This window comes from Anaeromyxobacter dehalogenans 2CP-C (assembly GCF_000013385.1).
Taxonomy (GTDB): domain Bacteria; phylum Myxococcota; class Myxococcia; order Myxococcales; family Anaeromyxobacteraceae; genus Anaeromyxobacter; species Anaeromyxobacter dehalogenans_B.
In genome coordinates this window covers 1525291-1543726 of the sequence record NC_007760.1, presented here as the reverse complement: position 1 = coordinate 1543726, position 18436 = coordinate 1525291, and the positions used below count along the sequence as shown (strand labels likewise).

Here is an 18436-nt window from a genome sequence, read left to right as displayed (position 1 = left end):
GTATCACCCGCGCCGGCGCTTCGCCGCCGGGCCCCCGCGCGCCCGGCGCCGCGGCGCGGGACCGAGCCGCCAGCGCGCGCAGAGGAGGTCCGCGAGGCCGGACGCGTCGTCGGCCCCGAACGCCGGCAGCGGTCGCGGGGGCGGCGCGTCGGTCACCACCGCGAACACGCGCCGGTCGCGCGCGCACAGGAACTCCGGCGACACGCCGCGGCGGTGGACCTCGACGCGCGGGAGCGGCTCGCGCTTCCAGCCCTCGGCGAGCACCAGGTCCACCGGCGGCAGCATCCGGGCGAGCGCGCGCGCGCCGCCGGCGGGCGGGCCGAAGTACGCCATGCCCGAGGGGCCCTCGATCGCCGCGGCCACGGCGCCGGCGCGCCGGAGCACCTCGGTGTCCTTGCCGCGCCGGTCGAACGGGTGCTCGTGGCCGGTGTGCTTGAGGATGCCCACGCGCAGGCCGCGCCGCGCCAGCTCCGCCACCAGCCGCCGCAGGAGCCGGGTCTTCCCGACGCCGCTCGGCCCGCTCACCGCCACGATGGGCGGCGCGCGCCGCTCTACCCGGCGCAGTCCTCGAGCAGCCACGCCGCCACCTCCGCGCCCTCCGGCAGGTCGCCGGCGTCGGCCGGCACGAACAGCAGCGCGTCGGCGAGCGCCGGCCCGCGCACCTGCGCCGAGTCCCGGCCCAGCGGCCGCGCGCGCCCGCCCGGCTCCACCGCCGCCCACAGCAGCCGCGCCCGGCCCGGCCGCCCCTCCGCCGGCGCGGCCAGCCGCAGCGGCACCACGCGCCGCTCGGTGCGGGCCGCGCCGCACAGCGCCAGCAGCGCCGGCCGCGCGAACACCTCGAACGCCACCAGGCACGCCGACGGGCTCCCCGGCAGGCCCAGCACCGGCGCGCCGCCGGCGAGCGCGAACAGGAACGGCTTGCCGGGCTTCATCGGCACGCCGTGGACGCGCACGTCGGCCTGGAGGTGCGCGAGCGCCTCCGGCACCAGGTCGCGCGCGCCGATCGAGACCCCGCCGATGGTGACCACCGCGTCGGCGCTCGCGAGCGCCTCGCGGATCGCGGCCACCACCGCCTCGAGCCGGTCCGGCACCGCGCGCCGCTCGACCTCCGCGCCGACTGCCCGGATCAGCCCCGCCACCGCCTCGCCGTTCGAGTCCGGCGTGCGGCCCGTCACCACCTCGTCGCCGGTCGAGAGCACCGCCACGCGCGGCCGCCGCCGCACCGACACGGCCGGCCCGCCCACCGCGCGCAGCAGCGCCGCCTGCCGCGGGCCGACGCGCACGCCGGCCGCGAGCGCCAGCCCGCCGGCGGGCACGTCCTCGCCGGCCTGCCGCACGTGCTCGCCGCGCCGCGCCGCCTCGAGGAAGCGGACGCCGCCGCCCTCCTCGCGCGTCGCCTCCTCGCGCACCACCGCGTCGGCGCCCTGCGGCACCGTCGCGCCGGTGAAGATGCGCGCCGCCTCGCCCGGCGCGAGCGGCGCCGCGGGCAGGTCGCCCGCGTAGATCGTCTGGCGGACCGGGAGCACCGCCGGCCCGGTCACGTCCGCGGCGCGCACCGCGTAGCCGTCCATGGCGGCGCAGGTGTGCGGCGGGGCCGGGACGCTCGCCAGCGCGGGGGAGGCGAGCCAGCGGCCGAGCGCCTCCTCGGAGGGAACGTCCTCGGCGGCGACCGGGAGCAGCGCCGCGAGGATGCCGTCGCGGATGCGGAGGAGCCTGTCCATCGTGGACCGCATCATGCCACGTGCGGGCGCCGCGGCGGCCCGATCGCAAAAGGTGCGCCGGGCGAGTATTGATCCGGGCCAAAACGCAACGTCTGCGGCAGCAGGCGGGCAAAACCCCGCTCTCTCGCGGGCCTAGCTCGTGCAAACAGACGCCGATCAAGGCGCCGTTCGCCATCGGAGGATCCAGCCGTGCTCTCCAACACTCCCGTCTCGGACTGCGGCTCCTGCTCGCTCGGGATCGCGTCCCAGGGCCGCTGCCGGCTGACGCCGACCACCCGCGAATCGGGTGCGACGATCTGTGCACAGGGTGAGCGCCCGCGCACCGTCTACTTCGTCAAGGAGGGCTTCGTGGCGCTCTCCGCGGTGTCGCCGCGCGGCTCCGAGCTGCTGCTCTCGCTCCGCGGCCCGAGCTCGCTGCTCTGCACCGAGGCGATGCAGGCCGAGCCCTCGCCGTTCGAGGTGCGCGCGCTCTCCCGCGTGAAGATCTGCGGCATCGGCGGCGACGCGCTCTCGCAGTGGGTGGGCCCGGACAAGAGCGCCGCGCGCGTGGTGCTCGACCTGCTGCTCACCGAGTCGCGGCAGCAGCGCGACGAGGTCAACTGGCGCCAGGGCGACTGCCTCTCGCGCGTGGCCCGCTTCGCGCTCGCCCATGCGAGGTTCCTCGCCGACCGGCCCAACGCGGTGCGCAAGCAGGTGGTCGCGCGCCTCCTCGGGATGCGCCCGGAGACCCTCTCCCGCTGCCTCACCAAGCTCGAGAAGGACGGCGTGGTGGACGCGTCGCGCGGCGTGAGGGTCCTGGATCAGCGCCGCCTCGCCGCGCTCGCGATGGAAGACAACGCGGCCTGATCCCTGTTAGAAGAGGAGCGCGTCAGGCGACGAAAGGAACACCCCCATGTTCGGTCTCAGAATGCCGGAGCTGCTGCTCATCCTCGCGATCGTCGTGATCCTGTTCGGCGCGAGCCGGCTCCCGGCTCTCGGCGCGGGGCTCGGCCAGGGCATCCGCAGCTTCAAGAAGGCGTTCGGCGGCGAGGACGAGAAGCCCACCGCCTCCGGCAACGGCAGCACCCCGACGCAGTCGTCGTCGGACCAGGGCTCGAAGCAGGCTTGATCGAGAGGCGGCGTCCGCCGCCCTCGCCTCCCCGCCAGCCTCGTTCCACGGCCGCCGGTGCCCCTGGGCACCGGCGGTGCCGCATCGCGGGTGCGCCACCGCGCACACGGCGGCGGCGGCCGCCGCGCGCGGTCCGTGCGCCGTCCGCCGGCGTGGCGCAGGCCCCGCGCACGCCTCCCCCGCCGCGGCGCGCCGCGGGCTGCGCGCTCCTGCCCCGCGCCCGAGGCCGGCCCCGCCGTCCGGCCTCGGTTTCCCCGCCCCGGCCCTCCGGCCGGCCGGCGGCACCTCCCCGCCTTACCCGATGCCGCACCCATCGCGGCTGGCCTCTCCGTTGCTCTCCTTTCTTCCAGGGACGCGTCTCGCGCATCCCGGGCAGACTTGCTGGAGCCACCCGCACAGGCGGGGGAGCCCAGGCGCCCGCGCGGCACCCGCGATTCGCCCGGCGAGCGTTCCGGGCGAGCCTGGAGATCGCGGCGGCCGATCGGACGCTGGAACGGGCGAGGCTCGCTGACCGGCCCGGCGCGCCAGCGCGTCCCGCCTCCTCTCGCTGCCCGCGCCGGCATCCCCCTTGAAGGGGGAAGGCATGCCTGAACCGGAGGGGAGCGGCCATGAAGCGGATCCTGGTGGCGGTGGACGGCTCGGACACCTCGCTGAAGGCGGCGCGGATGGCGGCGGACGTGGCGCTGCGCTTCGGGGCGAAGCTGACCCTGGTGCACGTCGTCCCGAAGCTGCTCCTCCCCCCCGACGTCTACGGCCTCACCATCGCCGAGGTCGAGAAGGAGCACCGCGCCTACGCGGACGCGCTCCTGGAGAAGGCCGTGAAGGCGCTCGAGGAGCCGGGGCTGGACGTGTCCACCACCGTGCTCTACGGCTCCCCGGCCGAGGCCATCGCCGAGGAGGCCGCGGCGGTGGACGTGGGCATGGTGGTGGTCGGCAGCCGCGGCTACGGCGCGGTGGCCCGGATGTTCCTGGGCAGCGTCTCCGACCGCCTGGTGCACATCAGCTCGAAGCCGGTGCTGGTCGTCCGCTGAGGCGGGATGCCGCGCGCCCGGTCCCGGGTTACACTCGCCGCGCGCGGGGCGCGCGCGGAGGCCTCATGATCTCGGTGGCGGACTTCATGACCAGGGACCTCGTCACCGTGCGCGAGAGCGACGACCTCGCGCTGGCCGAGTCGCTGCTCAAGCTGGGCGGGATCCGGCACCTGCCGGTCGTCCGCGAGCGCAAGCTGGTGGGCCTGCTCACGCAGCGCGACCTGCTCCGCTCCGGCCAGGCCGGCGCGCCGGCGGCCCGCGATCGCGCGGTGTCCGAGGTGATGACGCGCGAGCCCGTGGCGGTGCGCCCCGGCACCGGGCTGGCCCACGCCGCGCGGCTCATGCTGGAGCGGAAGTTCGGGTGCCTCCCGGTGTGCGAGGACGACGGGCTGCTGGTCGGGATCGTCACCGAGGCCGACTTCGTGCGCTTCGCCGCCGACGTGGTCCGCGATCTCGACCTGGTCTCGGAGGCCGTCAAGGCGCGCGACCGGGCCGGCCAGGCCTAGGGCCCCATCCCGGCCGGCGCCCGCCGGCCCGCCCGGGGCAACGCGCGTTGACCGGCCGCCCGGGCCCCCCTTACATAGGGGTCGAATGCCCGAGACCGTGCTCGAGGAGCTGAAGCGCTACGTCCACTTCGACGCCGCGGACGAGCGGGCGCTCCGCGCCCTGCACGGTGCGGCCGCGCCGCAGCTCGACCGGATCGCCCAGGTCTTCTACGACCGGATCCTCGGGCACGAGGGCGCGCGCACCGCGCTGGTGGGCGGCGAGAGCCGGGTGGGCCACCTCAAGGTGACGCTGATCGCCTGGATGGACACGCTGCTCACCGGCCCGTGGGACGAGGCGTACTGGGAGCACCGCACCCGCATCGGCCGCGTCCACGTCCGCATCGGCCTGCCGCAGCACTACATGTTCGGCGCGATGAACGTGATCCGCACCGAGCTGATGCGCGTCTCCTGGGAGCGCTTCAACGCCGACCCGCCGGAGCTGGAGCGGGTGCGCAACGCGCTCGCGAAGATCCTCGACCTCGAGCTCGCCATCATGCTGCACACCTACCGCGACGACCTGCTCGCGCAGCAGGCGCGGGTGGAGCGGCTCTCGACGTTCGGCCAGCTCGTCGGATCCATCGGCCACGACCTGCGCAACCCGCTCGGCGTGATCGAGACCTCGCTCTACATCCTGCGCGGGCGGGTGGGCGACGACGAGCGCGCCCGCAAGCACGTGGACCGCATCGGCGAGCAGCTCGGCGTCGCGAACGGGATCATCACGAACCTGCTCGACATGATCCGCAACCGGCCGCTGGCGCGCGAGCCGGTGGACGTCGGCCAGGTGGTCGCCGCCGCCGCGGCCGCGGTGAAGCACGCGCCGGGCGTGTCGGTCGCGGTGGAGGGCTTCGAGGGGCTGCCGCCGGTGGACGGCGACCCGGGCCAGCTCCGCCAGGTGTTCGTGAACCTGCTCGAGAACGCGGCGTTCGCGGCGGCGCCGCAGGGCGCGGTGACGGTCCGCGCGCGCCGCGACGACGGCGCGCTCGAGGTGGCGGTCGAGGACACCGGCCCCGGCGTGGACCCGGCCACGCGCCGCCGCCTGTTCGAGCCGCTCATCACCACCAAGGACAAGGGCATCGGCCTGGGCCTGGCGCTCGTGAAGCGCATCGCCGAGCGCCACGGCGGCTCGGTCGAGTACTCGGACCGGCCCGGGGGCGGCGCGCGGTTCACCGTCCGCCTCCCCGCCTGAGCGGAGGATCCCGCATGCGCCGCTACCTCATCGTGGACGACAACCGCGACTTCGCGGAGAACCTGGCCGAGATCCTCCGCGACGCCGGCCACGAGGTCGCGCTCGCCGGCGACGGCGCCGAGGCGCTGGCGCTCGCGCGCGGGACCCGCTTCGACGCCATCCTCACCGACATGCGCATGCCGCTCATGGGCGGCGCCGAGCTCGTCCACGAGCTGCGCCGCGTGGACCCCGGCGCGCCGGCCATGGTCATCACCGCCTACGTGGGCGACAACGACCTCGAGGCCGCGCGGCGCGAGGGGCTGGTGGCGGTGCTGCAGAAGCCGGTGAACGCCGCCTACCTGGTGGAGCTGCTCGAGGTGGCCCGGCGCGACGGCCTGGCGGTGGTGGTGGAGGACGACCCCCGGCTCGCCGACAACCTCTGCGAGGCGCTGCGCTCGCGCGGCTTCGCGGCGGTGACCGCCGCCTCGGTGCTGGAGACGGAGCGGCTCGGGCCGGTCCGGCCGTTCTGCGCGCTGGTGGACCTGCGCGTGCCCGGCGGCCCCGACGGCGCGGCCATGCAGCGGCTCGCGGCCAAGTACCCCGGCCTCCCCATGATCGTCGTCACCGCCCACCACGACGCCTGGCCGGCGCTCCCGCACCAGGGCTTCTTCCACAAGCCGTTCGACACCGCCGCGCTGCTCGCCGCGGTGGAGCGGCTCCACGGCGCGCGCGCCACCGCCCCGGTGCCCGGCCCGTGAAGCACGCGAGCGGGCCGCGGCGGCCGCGGGTGCTGGTGGTGGACGACAACGCCAGCCTGGTGGACAACCTCTCGGAGATCCTGGAGGGCGCCGGGTACGCGGTGGCCGGCGCCGGGAGCTGCGCCGCCGCGCTCGCGCTCGCCGAGCAGGGCTTCGACGTGGCGCTGGTGGACCTGAAGCTCCCGGACGGCGACGGCACCGCGCTCGCGCCGCGGCTGAAGGAGCTGGCGCCGAACGGCGAGGTGGTGCTGCTCACCGGGTTCGCCACGCTGGAGTCGGCGGTGGCGGCCGTGCGCGCCGGCGCCTGCGCCTACCTGGTGAAGCCGTGCGCCACGCAGGAGCTGCTGCTGACGGTGGAGCAGGCCATGCGCCAGGTGCGCCTGCACCAGGAGAAGCGCGACCTCGCCAGCCGCGCGCAGATGGCCGAGAAGCTGGCCGCGGTCGGCACCATGACGGCCGGGCTCTCGCACGAGATCCGCAACCCGCTCAACGCCGCCGCGCTCCAGCTCTCGGTGCTGGAGCGGCGCATCCAGAAGCTCGAGGCGGAGCGGCAGGGGCCGCTGCTCGAGCCGCTCACGCTGGTGAAGGACGAGATCCGCCGGCTCGACCACATCCTGGAGGACTTCCTCCAGTTCGCCCGCCCCCGCGAGTTCGTCCGCAAGGCCATCGAGGTCGCGCCGGTGATCACGAAGGTGGTGGACCTGCTCGGCGGCGAGGCCGAGCGCCGCGGCGTCCGCCTGGAGCGCGAGCTCGAGCCGGTGCCGCCGGTCGCCGGCGACGAGGAGCGCCTCCGGCAGGTGCTGGTGAACCTGTGCCTGAACGCGCTCGAGGCGGTGGACGCGCGCGGGCTGGTCCGGGTCTCCTGCCGGCCCGCGCCCGCCGACGTGGACCACCCGGACGCGGCGCCCATGGTGGACATCCTCGTCGACGACGACGGCCCGGGCGTCTCGCCCGACCAGCGCGACCGCATCTTCGAGCCGTTCTTCACCACCAAGGCGCGCGGCTCCGGCCTGGGGCTCTCCATCGTGCACGCGATCGTCACGCAGCACGGGGGCACCATCCGGATCGAGGACAGCCCGGAGGGCGGCGCGCGCTTCACGCTGCGGCTCCCGCGCGCGCAGTGAGCGCGCGGCCGCGCGCTACTCCATCCCGCCGGCCTTCTCGGGCTCGTGCTCGGCGTCGTGGTGGTGGTCGTGCCCGGCCGCGCCCTCGCGCCCGCCGGCCGCGTACTCCTTCAGCCGGTACTGGATCTTGCGGACGCTGATCCCGAGGATCTCGGCCGCGCGCGAGGTGGAGCCGCCCACCATCTCGAGCGTGCGGAGGATCGCCTCGCGCTCGATCTCGTAGAGCGTGGCGCCGGGGATGAGCGCGCCCGGCGCGCGCTCGCGCGGGCGCGGGCCGCGCAGCGTGGGCGGCAGGTCGTCGGCGGTGAGCTCGGAGCCCTTGCAGAGCACGACCGCGCGCTCCACCACGTTCTCCAGCTCGCGGACGTTGCCGGGCCAGTCGTGGCTCAGCACCGCGTTGAGCGTGCCGGGCGCGAGGCCGCGGATGTCCTTGCCGTACGCCTTCGAGTACTTGTCGATGAAGTGGCTCACCAGCGCGGGGATGTCCCCCTTGCGCTGGCGCAGCGGCGGCAGCGTCACCGCCACCACGTTCAGCCGGTAGTAGAGGTCCTCGCGGAACCGCCCGTTCTTCACCTCGGCGGCGAGGTCGCGGTTGGTGGCGGCGACCAGGCGCACGTCCACCTTCAGCGTCTGCGTCCCGCCGACGCGCTCGAACTCCCGCTGCTGGAGCACGCGGAGCAGCTTGATCTGGAGCGCCGGCGAGATGTCGCCGATCTCGTCGAGGAACAGCGTGCCGCCGTCGGCCAGCTCGAAGCGCCCCTCCTTGCGGCCGATGGCCCCGGTGAACGCGCCCTTCTCGTGGCCGAACAGCTCGGACTCGAGCAGCGTCTCGGAGAGCGCCGCGCAGTTCACCTTGATGAAGGCCTTGTCGGCCCGCGGCGACTCCTCGTGCAGCGCCTGCGCGAACAGCTCCTTGCCGGTGCCCGACTCGCCCAGGATCAGCACGGTCGCCCGGGTGGGCGCGGCGCGCTTCACCACCTCGTAGACCGCGTGCAGCTCGGGCGCGTCGCCGACGATGTTGTGGAACCGGTACCGCTCGCGCACGCGCTCGCGCAGGTTCGCGGTGTCGCGCTGGAGGCGCAGCTTCTCGAGCGCCTTCTCCAGCACCACCAGCACCGCGTTCACGTCGAGCGGCTTGACGAGGTAGTTCTCGGCGCCGGCGCGCATCGCCTCGACGGCGGCCTCGACGCTCGCGAACGCGGTCATCATCACGAACACGGCGTCGGAGCCCTGCTCGCGCGCGCGGCGCAGCAGGTTGATGCCGTCCATCCGGGGCATCCGCACGTCGGCGAGCACCGCCGCCGGCGCGAACCCGGGGAGCAGCGCCAGGGCCTCCTCGCCGTCCGCGGCCTCGGCGATCTCGTACCCCTCCTCGCTCAGGATGGTCCGAAGCGCGACGCGAGCGTTCTGCTCGTCGTCCACCACCAGGATCCGTTCCTTGCCCGGCCGGGCGCCCACACTCGGCATGCTCATGCTGCTCCTGACCTGCGCAAACCCTGCGTCGGTCCGCAGGTTATGCACCATTCTCGCCTCGAGGTCCAGAGACTACCCGAGGCCAAGTGCTGACGCCGACACCTGAAAAACCCCGTTACTCCCCCGTGCTTCCGCCGCTTCAGCCCACCCGGGCCGACCCCGCCGAGGATGGAATGCGACCCACCCGGTCGTACGGGCGCCAGCGAAAGCGCGCCCCGAGCGACTCCGCGACCGCCCTGCAGGCCGTCTCGGAGATGCCCGGCATCCCCACCGCGCTCGCGGCGACGTCCGGGACGACGCCGACCGCGGCGCGGATGAACCCCTTCACCGCCTCGTACGCCGCCTCCCCGTAGCGGCTCGGGCAGATGCGCGCGTAGGTCGCCGCGTCCGGCGCGTTCAGCGACACCGAGAGCGCGCCGACGCCGGCCGCCGCGAGCTCGGGCGCGACGTCGCGCCCCTCGCGCAGGTTCGCGAGGCCGTCGGTGTCCACCCGGATCCGGCGCGCGCCCGCCGCGCGGAGGCGCCGCGCGATCTCGAGCACCACCTCCAGCCGGCGCGTCGGCTCGCCGAACCCGGTGAAGCAGACCTCGGAGCGGCCCTCCAGGCCCGCCTCCCCGATCGCGCGCCAGACCTCGTCGGCGTCCGGGTTGCGGGCGAGCCGCAGGTCGAATCCACCCACCGTGAAGTCGTCGTCGCGGATCTTCGGGCAGAACGTGCAGGCGAGCGTGCAGGCGCTGGTGACGTTCAGGTAGAGCGCGTCGCCCAGCGGATAGGCGAGCACCGGCGCGTTCCTGTGGGAGGTCTCCGTGGTCACGAGCGCCCGGGTGATAGCAGGACCCAGGCGGGAGCGCCACCCGGATGCGTCCTGCCGCATCACCGTTTCAACCGGTGGCGGCGACGGGCATTTCCGCGCACTGCGGCGCTACTCGGCGGCGTGGTGGTGGCCGCTGCAGGCGATGCAGTAGCGCGCCTCCGGGATGGCCCGGAGCCGCTGCAGGCCCATGGGGCCGCCGCACGCGAGGCAGGTGCCGTAGCGGCCCTGCTGGATGCGCTCGAGCGCCGCGTCGATCTCGGCGAGCTCCCGGCGCACGCCCTCGGCCACCGGCGCCGGCATGGACTCGTAGTCTGCCCAGCGCGCGGCGGGATCGGACGGGCGGGGCGGCGCGCCGCCCTGGCTGAGCGAGCGGCGACGCCGCAGCAGCACCTCGCGGGCGTCCGCTTCGAACCGGCTCATGCCGGCGACGCTCTTCACGAGCCGTGCCCGGGCCCAGCGCGCCGGATTTCCGAGCGGTTTCCGGGAATTCGGCCGCGAGAGTTGCGTGGCCGCCGCGCCTTGGCGCACGGCTTGCGCAAGCGCGCGTTCAGCGCCCGGGCCGGCCTGCCACGCCGGCGGGAGGCTCGCGGGGTGGATTGCGCGCCGGCCTCGCGCCGCGCCGGCGCACCAGCGCCGCCAGCGCGCGCAGCGCGTCCACCGTGGTGAACAGCCCGATGACCACGCCGCGATCCACCACCATCGCGGACCCGAGCCGGTGCTCCGCCATGTGCTCGGCCACCTCGTCCAGCGACGCGTCCGGGGGCACGGCGAACGGCTCCGGGGTCATGGCCTCGCGCACGCGCTCCTGCTCCGGATCCACGCCGCGCAACGTCTCGAGCAGGTACAGATCGCGCTGCGAGACCACCCCGACCAGCGCGCCCGCGTCCACCACCGGCAGGTGGCGGATGCCGCGCTCGCGCATGAGCCGGTGCGCGTCGGCGAGCGTGCGCTCCGGCGCGATCACCACCGGGCCGATGGTCATGAACGCCTGGACGGTTGGCTTGCGCATGCGCCTCCCCCGCCCGTTCCGTAGCAAGGGGGAGGCCACGCGGGCGTGCGCTCCGGCGCGCGCCCGTCACGGTCAGTGATGGTGCGCCAGGTGGGGCCCGACCGGCTCCAGCCCGTGCGCGCGCGGGTGGCACCGGCGGTGCGGCAGCCGGCCCTGGACGCCTGCCGCGGCGAGCTCCTCCTCGCCGAGGGTGCCGAGCACGAGGCCGCCCACCACCACCGGCAGGCAGCCCACCCCGCAGTCACAGAGCGTGATGGCCGCGTCCTCCAGCGTCGCGTCCGGGCGGATGGTGATGACCGGCACGCTCATGCGCTCCGAGACCTGCTCTTCCGGCCCGGCCGCGCGCAGGTCGCACGCGCAGAGGATGCCGATCAGGTCGTCGTGGTCCATCACCAGCAGGTGCGCGGCCCCGGTGGTCTCCACCACGCCGAGCGCCCGCGCCGCCGTCGCGTCCGCCTCCACCGTCGCCGGTGCCCGGTTCATCGCCTCGCAGACGAGCGTCATGGGACGACCTCCTCCTCGGGGCCGGCCCCTGCCGCGGCCCCGCGGAGCCGCCGCCGGCGCCCGTCCCCTGGTCCCCCCCCGCTCACGGGCGGACGCGTCCGCCCGTCGCTACAGCGGCACCGACTCCCGCGGCGCCCGCGAGGCGACGCGCAGGGTCAGCACCGGGCAGGTGGAGCGGCGCAGCACCGCCTCCGCCACGCTGCCGATGAGGAGGCGCGACAGGCCGGTTCGCCCGTGCGTCCCCATGACGATCAGATCGGCGCCCTCCCGGGCGATCCCCAGGATCGCGTCGGACGGCTCGCCCGCCTCGACGCGCACCGACACCGAGCGCGGGCGCGCCGCCGCCTTCGCGAGGAAGTGATCCACCTCGCGCTGCACCTCGTTGCGCGTCTGCTCCCAGCCCGGCTGGCCGCTGCCCACCGGCAGCAGCGCGAGCGTGTCGGGGCCGACGTAGCCGGGCGGCTCCCAGACGTGCAGCACGTCGAGGTCGGCGCCGTGCTTGCCCGCCACGAAGATGGCGTACTCCAGGGCCGCCCGCGACGACGGCGAGAAGTCGATGGGAACCAGCACTCGGGTGACGGCGGGCAAGCACACCTCCTCGACGGGCGCCGCCGCCATTCTAGCAGCAGAACGCGCCGCGAAGTCCCCCTCCCGCGGCCCGCGCGAAGATCCTCGGCCGCGGCGCCCGGGGGCGCAGGGCCGGCGCCCGCGCGCTCACCGGCGGCGCAGCGCGCGGGAGGCCACGAGGTACCCCGCCGCGAGCGCCGCCAGGGCGGGAACCGCCCACCCGGCCCGCCGGAGGCGGTGCTCGAGCACGTCCACCCGGTCCGCCGCCAGCAGCAGGGCCCAGCGCCCGGCGCGGTGCTCGGGGATGCGGTAGGCGGCGCGCCGCAGCGCGCCGGAGGCACCCCGCGCCGGCTGCGCCGTCCCGAACACCGGCGTCCGGACGCGCAGCCCGGTCCGGCCCAGCGCGTCCGCCCCGGGCTGGCGCGCCGGCTCGTCGCGGTCCACGTCGGGCAGCCCCCGCTCCCGCCGCTCCCGCGGCACGCCGGGGCGCGCCGGCACGGCGCCGTCCACGCCCGCGCCCGGCGGCCGCCCGTTCCCCGCGTGCATCGTGCCCGGCCCGATCCCCTGCATCCGTCCCCCCTCGTCCCGCGCGGTCACGCGGCCGCGCCCGGGACCAGCACGCACTTCACGCAGCCGTCGGCCCGGTCCCCGAACACCGCGTACGCGTGCGCGGCCCGCTCCAGCGGGAACCGGTGGGTGATGAGCCCCTTCCCGTCGAGGCGCCCCGCCCGCACGTGCTCCAGCAGGTGCGGCATGTAGCGCTTCACGTTCGCCTGCGCGGTCCGCAGCGTGAGCCCCTTGTTCATGGCCGCGCCGATCGGCACCAGGTTCGCCGGCGGCCCGTACACGCCCACGATCGACACGGTCCCGCCCTTGCGGACCGCGTGGATGGCCCAGGAGAGCGCCACGGCCGACCCGGCCTGCAGCTTCAGCCCGCGCCCGAGGAGCGTCTGCCACGCCGAGCCGGACGCCTCCAGCCCGACCGCGTCCACGCACACGTCCGGCCCGCGCCCGCCGGTCAGCTCCTTCAGCACCGGGACGGGATCCCAGCCCGCCGCCTCGAGGTCGAGCGTCTCGGCGCCGGCCCAGCGCTCCGCGAAGCGCAGCCGCGCCGGCACCCGGTCCACCGCGATGACCCGCGCGGCCCCGAGCAGCCAGGCCGAGCGCGCCGCCACCAGGCCCACCGGGCCGCAGCCGAACACCGCCACCACGTCGCCCTCGCGGACGCCGCCCATCTCCGCGGCCTGGTAGCCGGTCGGCAGCACGTCGGAGAGCAGGAGCACGTCCTCGTCGTCCAGGTCCTCCGGGATCTTCATGGGCCCGACGTCGGCGAACGGGACGCGCACGTACTCCGCCTGCCCGCCGTCGTAGCCGCCGGTGGTGTGCGAGTAGCCGTACACGCCGGAGGCCAGGTCGGACATGGGGTTGGAGGACTCGCAGTCGCCGTAGAGGCCGCGCGTGCAGTAGAAGCACCGCCCGCACGAGATGTTGAACGGGACCACCACGCGGTCGCCGCGCCGCAGCGTCCGCACCGCCGGGCCGGTCTCCTCGACCACGCCGGTGAACTCGTGGCCGAACGTGCTCCCCACGCGCGTGTCCGGGACGAAGCCGTGGAGCAGGTGCAGGTCCGACCCGCAGATCGCCGCGCGCGTCACCCGGAGCACCACGTCCTCCCCGTGCTCGATCCGCGGCGCGGGCTTGTCCCTCACCCTGACCCGGTACGGCCCCTCGTAGACGAGCGCGCGCATCCCACCCCCCGGCGTCAAGGTTCTGACGGCCCGGGCGCGCCGCAAACGCCGGGCGCCACCCGGGCCGGCCGCGGCGGGAGCGCCCGCCGCCTGCTATGGTCGGCCGCATGTGCGGACGCTTCACGCTGACCGTGGCGGACCTCGCCGCGCTGGCGCGGGAGTGGGCGGCGGAGGTGGACGCGGCGCTCGCGGCGCGCTGGCGCCCGCGCTTCAACGTGGCGCCGGGCGATCCGCACCCGGTGCTGCGCGGGCGCGGCGGCGCGCGCCGGCTCGAGGCGGCGGCGTTCGGGCTGGCGGGCCCGGGGGGCAAGCTCCTGCTCAACGCGCGGGTGGAGAGCGCCGCCGGACGGCCCGCGTTCCGCGAGGCGTGGGCGGCGCGGCGGGCGGCGGTGCCGGCCGACGGCTTCTACGAGTGGGAGGGCCCGGCCGCGGACCGGCGGCCGAGCTGGCTCCACCCGCGCGCCGGGGGCACGCTGCTCCTGGCGGCGCTGTGGGGGGAGGCGCCCGGAGGCGGGCCCGCGTTCGCGATCCTCACCACCGCCGCGAACGCCGAGGTGGGCCGCCTCCACGATCGCATGCCGCTGCTCGTGCCGCCGGCGCTGCTCGACGCCTGGCTCGCCGGCCCGCCGCCCGCCCTGCCCTCGCCCGGCGACGGCGTGCTCGCGGTCCGCCCCGTGTCACCGCGCGTCAACTCGCCCGCGAACGACGACGCGGCCTGCCTCGCCGCGCCGCCCGAGCCGCGCCAGCGTGCGCTGTTCTGAGGCCCGACGGCTCAGCGGATCAGGTCCCCGCTCAGCGCCAGGCGCGCGCCCGCCGCGGCGAGCTCGCGGTCCACCGCTTCCCGCCGCTCCGGGAACACCGCCCGCGTGAGGTCGTCGAGCACCACCACCTCGAACCCCTCGGCGGCCGCGTCCACCGCGGACACGCGCACGCAGAAGTCGCGCGCCAGCCCGCCCAGGAACACCCGGCGCACGCCGCGGGCCGAGAGCCAGGCGCCCAGCCCGGTGGTCGGGCGCCGGCCGTCCGGCCCGACGTTCTCGCGGAAGGCGCTGTAGGAGTCCACCTCGCGCCGCGTGCCCTTGCGCAGCACCAGCGTGACCGCGGCGTCCGGGAGCGCCGGGTGCAGCGCGGCGCCCCGCGTGCCGCGGACGCAGTGGTCCGGCCAGAGCTCCTGCGGGCCGTGCGCCAGCGGGATCGACGCGTAGGGCGCCTGGCCCGGGTGCGTGGAGGCGAAGGACACGTGGCCGGGCGGGTGCCAGTCCTGCGTCGCCACCACGGTCGAGAACGCGGGCGCCAGGCGCGCCAGCGGCTCCACGACCCGGTCGCCGTCGGCGACGCCGAGCGCGCCGCCGGGCAGGAAGTCGTGCTGGAGGTCCACCACCAGGAGCGCATCCGACGCGCGATCGATCCGCATGCGCACCCCATAACACCGGCGCGGCGGAACGTCCGCGGAGGTGGCCCGCGGCGCGTCCCCCGGCGGGGCCGCGGCGGCGCCGTCGCTCACGGCGGAGCAGGCCCGCGCCGAGGCCTCGGATCGCCCGATTCCGCGCCCAATCCGTGTTGTGTCCGCGCGCGGCCTGAGCTAGCTTGCGCGCACCATGGACAAGATCTGGGCCAAGGACGTCAAGGAGGGAGAGCGCGCCAGGAGCGTGTTCCTCGTCGCCCGCAAGGCGATCCCCACCGCGAAGAGCGGGAAGACGTACCTCTCCGTCACCTTCCAGGACAAGACCGGCGAGCTCGAGGCGCGCGCCTTCGAGAAGGTCGAGGAGCTGGCGGCGGCCTTCGAGGAGAAGGATCTCGTCGAGGTGGAGGGCGCCATCGGCGCGTTCCAGGGCAAGCCGCAGCTGCGCATCGAGTCGCTCGCGAAGGTCGATGCGGCCACGCTGGACGCGGCCGAGTTCGTGTGGGCGCCGCCGCCCGAGCCGAAGAAGCCGGAGAAGCCCGGGCCGGGCGAGGCCGAGTCGGCGCACTGGAACGAGCTGCTCGCGCTGGTGGACTGCGTCGTGGACCCGCACGTGAAGGACCTCATCAAGGCGTTCGTCGAGGACGACGACGTGGCCGCCAGGCTGCGCCGCGCGCCCGCCGCGAAGACGGTCCACCACGCCTACCCGGGCGGCCTGCTCGAGCACACCGTCTCCTGCCTCAAGCTGGCGCACCGCCTCGCCGACCACTTCCCGCAGGTCGATCGCGACCTGCTGGTGGCGGGCGCGTTCTTCCACGACCTGGGCAAGATCCGCGAGCTGAGCGGCGAGCGGAGCACCGAGTACACCGACGAGGGCCGGCTGATCGGGCACCTCGTCATGACCGCCCAGTGGATCCACGACAAGGCGCGCCGCGTGGGCGCCTCGCGCGACCTCGAGCACCACGTCGTGCACATGGTCCTCTCCCACCACGGGCGGCTCGAGTACGGCTCGCCCAAGGTGCCGATGACGCTCGAGGCGATGCTCACGCACGCCATCGACGAGATCGACAGCCGGGTGAACTCCTGGCTCAACCTGATGGGCAAGGACGGCGGCAACCGCCGCTGGACCGACGCGAACAACGTCTACGAGCAGCCGATCTGGCGCGGCAGCCTGCCGACGGTGCAGGCCGAGAAGAAGGGCCCGGCGCCGGAGGTCCTCACCCCCGTCATCTACGTGCCGCGCAACGGCGCGGGCGCCGGCGGTGGCGGCCAGCCGCGCCCGCCGAAGAAGCCCAAGGAGCGCAAGCGCGAGCCGCGCCCGCAGCCGGCCGCCGCCGAGGCGAAGCCGGCCGAGGGCGCCGGCGAGGCGAAGGCGGAGGGCGCCCCGGCCGCGGCGCAGGCGCCGCGCGGCGAGGGCCGGCCGGAGCGGTCCGACCGCGGCCCGCGCGACCAGCACCGCGGCTTCGGCGGCGGTGGCGGCGGCTTCGGCGACAAGAAGCGCGGCTACACCGGCCCGCGGCTGCCCGGCGACAAGGGCCCGCACCGGCCGCCGGAGAAGAAGAACCTGACGCACAACCCGTTCGCCGCGCTGGCGCAGAAGCTCGAGGACGCCGGGAAGTCGGCCGAGGAGAAGCCGGCCGAGGAGAAGCCGGTCTCGCCCGGCGAGGCGGAGCAGCAGCAGGCGCCCGCCCCCACGCCGCCCGCGCCGCAGGATCAGCCCAGCGGCGCGAACGAGCCGGACGTCGCCCCGGAGCCCGCTCCGGCCGGGACGGCCGCCCCCGAGGACAAGCCGGCGGGGTAGTTGTCGTAGAATCGCCTCCTCGCGCCCGGCGCGGCCTCGCGGCCGCCCGCCGGACGCGCGGGGGAGGCGCAACGATCCATGGTCCCGTTCGGCCGCACGGCCGCCATCTTCGACGTCGACGACTCGCTCCTCGACGGGAACGCCGGGACCATCTTCACCTGGTACCTGTACAGCGAGCGCGTGATGCGGCCGGAGGTCCGGTCCCGCATCCCGCGCGTCATCTACGAGTACGCCCGCAACCGCCTCACCGAGCAGGACATGGTGGAGGTCGGCTCGCGCTGCCAGCAGGGCCTGTACGCGGACCAGGTGAAGGCGCACGCCCACGTCTGCTTCGAGCGCCACCTGCGCAAGCGCATCACCTCCGGCGCCATCCGGCAGATCCGCAAGCACCTGCTGTCGGGGCACTTCGTGGTGATCGCCTCGGGCTCGTCGCAGTACATCATCGACGAGGTGGGCCGGCACCTCCGCGTGCACGCCGCGGTCGGCACGCGCACGCGCATCGTGGACGGCCGCATCACCGACCAGATCCTGCCGCCGGTGGTGTTCAAGGACGGCAAGCGCGCGGCGGTGGAGGCGCTGGCCGAGCGCTTCGACCTCGACCTGACCCGCAGCTTCCTCTACTCCGACTCGATGGCCGACGTGCCGCTGTTCGAGGCGGTGGGCACGCCGGTGGTGGTGAACCCCAAGGCGCCGTTCCGCGCCGTCGCCGAGAAGCGCGGCTGGGAGATCGTCACCTGGAAGGAGCGCAACCGCCCCGGCGTCGAGCCGGACCTCGCCGACGAGTGGGGGAGCTGGGAGGGCTGACGGCGGGGCGGGGCCGGCCCGCCGCAGCTCAGGCGAGCCGGAACAGCCGCCGGGTGTTCTCGGCGGTGCGCGCGGCCACCTCCTCGAGCGGCGCGCCCCACAGCTCGGCCACCTTGCGCGCGGTCTCGACGACGTGCGCCGGCTCGTTGCGCTTCCCGCGGAACGGGATCGGCGCGAGGAACGGGCTGTCGGTCTCGACCAGCAGCCGGTCGCGCGGGACGATGCGGACGGCCTCGCGGATGGGCTCGGCGGTCTTGAACGTGACGATGCCGGCGACCGAGACGTACAGGCCGAGGTCGAGGTAGGCGCGCGCCGCCGGGGCGTCGCCGGTGAAGCAGTGGATCACCCCGCCCGCCTCGGGGACGCCCTCCTCCCGCAGCACGCGCAGGCAGGCGGCGTCCGCCTCGCGCACGTGGATCACCACCGGCTTGCCGGCGGCGCGCGCGGTCCGCAGCGACCGGCGGAACGCGGCCTCCTGCACGTCGCGCGGCGAGTGGTCGTAGTGGAAGTCGAGCCCGGTCTCGCCCACCGCGGCGACGCGCGGGTCGCGCGCCAGCGCCTCGTGCCGGGCCCAGTCCTCCTCCGGCACGCGCGCGGCCTCGTGCGGGTGGATCCCGATGGTCGCGGCGAAGAAGCCGGGGTCGCGCCCGGCGAGCGCCAGGGCGTTGCCGAAGTCGCCGGGTCCCCGCCAGAGCCCGACGCAGACGACCCGCACCAGGCCGGCCTCGCGCGCGCGGGAGATCACCGCATCGAGGTCGCCCCGGTAGTCGTCGAGGTCGAGGTGGGCGTGCGAGTCGATCAGCATCGGGCGGATCTAACCCGGCCCGCCGCGACCGCAAGGCGGGCGGGCGGGCCGTGCGAG

Annotated in this window: 22 protein-coding genes; 10 read left to right on the top strand and 12 right to left on the bottom strand. The window is 75.7% G+C overall.

Annotated elements, in window-relative coordinates:
• Positions 1-3: 3 nt before the first annotated feature.
• Together mobB and glp are read right to left on the bottom strand one after the other, a co-directional pair.
• Complete coding sequence (gene mobB, locus ADEH_RS06905) at positions 4-579, bottom strand: molybdopterin-guanine dinucleotide biosynthesis protein B (protein ID WP_232287445.1); 576 nt, start codon at positions 577-579, stop codon at positions 4-6.
• Positions 552-1721 (bottom strand): molybdopterin molybdotransferase MoeA, encoded by a 1170-nt coding sequence (glp, locus tag ADEH_RS06900; protein WP_041453377.1) that lies wholly within the window; start codon positions 1719-1721, stop codon positions 552-554. Before glp ends, mobB begins: the two co-directional genes overlap by 28 nt.
• A gap of 189 nt (positions 1722-1910) precedes the next feature.
• On the opposite strand from glp, the gene ADEH_RS06895 reads away from it, so the two are divergent.
• The 7 genes from ADEH_RS06895 to ADEH_RS06865 all read left to right on the top strand — a co-directional run bounded on the left by ADEH_RS06895 (position 1911) and on the right by ADEH_RS06865 (position 7452).
• A complete protein-coding gene (locus tag ADEH_RS06895) occupies positions 1911-2567 on the top strand; it encodes a Crp/Fnr family transcriptional regulator (protein WP_011420390.1) in 657 nt (218 codons plus the stop codon).
• Between the two features lie 46 nt (positions 2568-2613).
• Positions 2614-2829, top strand: a complete 216-nt coding sequence (locus tag ADEH_RS06890) for a twin-arginine translocase TatA/TatE family subunit (protein ID WP_011420389.1) — start codon at positions 2614-2616, stop codon at positions 2827-2829.
• Positions 2830-3437: 608 nt separating this feature from the next.
• Positions 3438-3860: a universal stress protein gene (locus tag ADEH_RS06885; protein WP_011420388.1), complete on the top strand. Its 423-nt coding sequence runs from the start codon at positions 3438-3440 to the stop codon at positions 3858-3860.
• 65 nt (positions 3861-3925) lie between these two features.
• Positions 3926-4366: a CBS domain-containing protein gene (locus ADEH_RS06880; RefSeq protein ID WP_011420387.1), complete on the top strand. Its 441-nt coding sequence runs from the start codon at positions 3926-3928 to the stop codon at positions 4364-4366.
• An 85-nt stretch (positions 4367-4451) separates the two neighbouring features.
• Complete coding sequence (locus ADEH_RS06875; protein WP_011420386.1) at positions 4452-5591, top strand: sensor histidine kinase; 1140 nt, start codon at positions 4452-4454, stop codon at positions 5589-5591.
• A gap of 14 nt (positions 5592-5605) precedes the next feature.
• On the top strand, positions 5606-6328 hold the full coding sequence (locus ADEH_RS06870) for a response regulator (RefSeq protein WP_011420385.1): 723 nt from the start codon (positions 5606-5608) through the stop codon (positions 6326-6328).
• Positions 6325-7452, top strand: coding sequence for a sensor histidine kinase (locus tag ADEH_RS06865; protein ID WP_011420384.1), 1128 nt, complete (start codon positions 6325-6327; stop codon positions 7450-7452). Before ADEH_RS06870 ends, ADEH_RS06865 begins: the two co-directional genes overlap by 4 nt.
• A gap of 15 nt (positions 7453-7467) precedes the next feature.
• Here the strand turns inward: ADEH_RS06865 and ADEH_RS06860 are convergent, their stop codons facing one another.
• The 8 genes from ADEH_RS06860 to ADEH_RS06825 form a co-directional block, all read right to left on the bottom strand.
• Complete coding sequence (locus ADEH_RS06860; protein WP_041453376.1) at positions 7468-8919, bottom strand: sigma-54-dependent transcriptional regulator; 1452 nt, start codon at positions 8917-8919, stop codon at positions 7468-7470.
• A gap of 145 nt (positions 8920-9064) precedes the next feature.
• A complete protein-coding gene (locus ADEH_RS06855; RefSeq protein WP_041453375.1) occupies positions 9065-9739 on the bottom strand; it encodes a TatD family nuclease-associated radical SAM protein in 675 nt (224 codons plus the stop codon).
• 108 nt (positions 9740-9847) lie between these two features.
• On the bottom strand, positions 9848-10159 hold the full coding sequence (locus tag ADEH_RS06850) for a TraR/DksA family transcriptional regulator (RefSeq protein ID WP_041453827.1): 312 nt from the start codon (positions 10157-10159) through the stop codon (positions 9848-9850).
• A 127-nt stretch (positions 10160-10286) separates the two neighbouring features.
• Positions 10287-10748 carry a CBS domain-containing protein gene (locus tag ADEH_RS06845; RefSeq protein ID WP_011420380.1) on the bottom strand — a complete coding sequence of 154 codons (462 nt, stop codon included), beginning with the start codon at positions 10746-10748 and terminating at the stop codon, positions 10287-10289.
• Between the two features lie 72 nt (positions 10749-10820).
• A complete protein-coding gene (locus ADEH_RS06840; RefSeq protein ID WP_011420379.1) occupies positions 10821-11252 on the bottom strand; it encodes a CBS domain-containing protein in 432 nt (143 codons plus the stop codon).
• Positions 11253-11360: 108 nt separating this feature from the next.
• Positions 11361-11846 (bottom strand): universal stress protein, encoded by a 486-nt coding sequence (locus tag ADEH_RS06835; RefSeq protein WP_232287484.1) that lies wholly within the window; start codon positions 11844-11846, stop codon positions 11361-11363.
• A gap of 120 nt (positions 11847-11966) precedes the next feature.
• Positions 11967-12389 (bottom strand): hypothetical protein, encoded by a 423-nt coding sequence (locus ADEH_RS06830; protein WP_041453374.1) that lies wholly within the window; start codon positions 12387-12389, stop codon positions 11967-11969.
• Positions 12390-12412: 23 nt separating this feature from the next.
• Positions 12413-13567 carry a zinc-dependent alcohol dehydrogenase gene (locus tag ADEH_RS06825; RefSeq protein ID WP_011420377.1) on the bottom strand — a complete coding sequence of 385 codons (1155 nt, stop codon included), beginning with the start codon at positions 13565-13567 and terminating at the stop codon, positions 12413-12415.
• A gap of 107 nt (positions 13568-13674) precedes the next feature.
• On the opposite strand from ADEH_RS06825, the gene ADEH_RS06820 reads away from it, so the two are divergent.
• Positions 13675-14328 (top strand): SOS response-associated peptidase, encoded by a 654-nt coding sequence (locus ADEH_RS06820; RefSeq protein WP_232287444.1) that lies wholly within the window; start codon positions 13675-13677, stop codon positions 14326-14328.
• A gap of 11 nt (positions 14329-14339) precedes the next feature.
• Here the strand turns inward: ADEH_RS06820 and ADEH_RS06815 are convergent, their stop codons facing one another.
• A complete protein-coding gene (locus tag ADEH_RS06815) occupies positions 14340-14981 on the bottom strand; it encodes a nicotinamidase (protein ID WP_011420375.1) in 642 nt (213 codons plus the stop codon).
• Positions 14982-15165: 184 nt separating this feature from the next.
• Between ADEH_RS06815 and ADEH_RS06810 the strand changes: the two genes are divergently transcribed.
• Positions 15166-16770 (top strand): 3'-5' exoribonuclease YhaM family protein, encoded by a 1605-nt coding sequence (locus tag ADEH_RS06810; protein WP_011420374.1) that lies wholly within the window; start codon positions 15166-15168, stop codon positions 16768-16770.
• Positions 16771-16848: 78 nt separating this feature from the next.
• A complete protein-coding gene (locus ADEH_RS06805) occupies positions 16849-17574 on the top strand; it encodes an HAD family hydrolase (RefSeq protein WP_011420373.1) in 726 nt (241 codons plus the stop codon).
• A gap of 28 nt (positions 17575-17602) precedes the next feature.
• Here ADEH_RS06805 and ADEH_RS06800 read toward each other — a convergent pair whose 3' ends face one another.
• A complete protein-coding gene (locus ADEH_RS06800) occupies positions 17603-18379 on the bottom strand; it encodes a TatD family hydrolase (RefSeq protein ID WP_011420372.1) in 777 nt (258 codons plus the stop codon).
• Between the last annotated feature and the right edge of the window lie 57 nt (positions 18380-18436).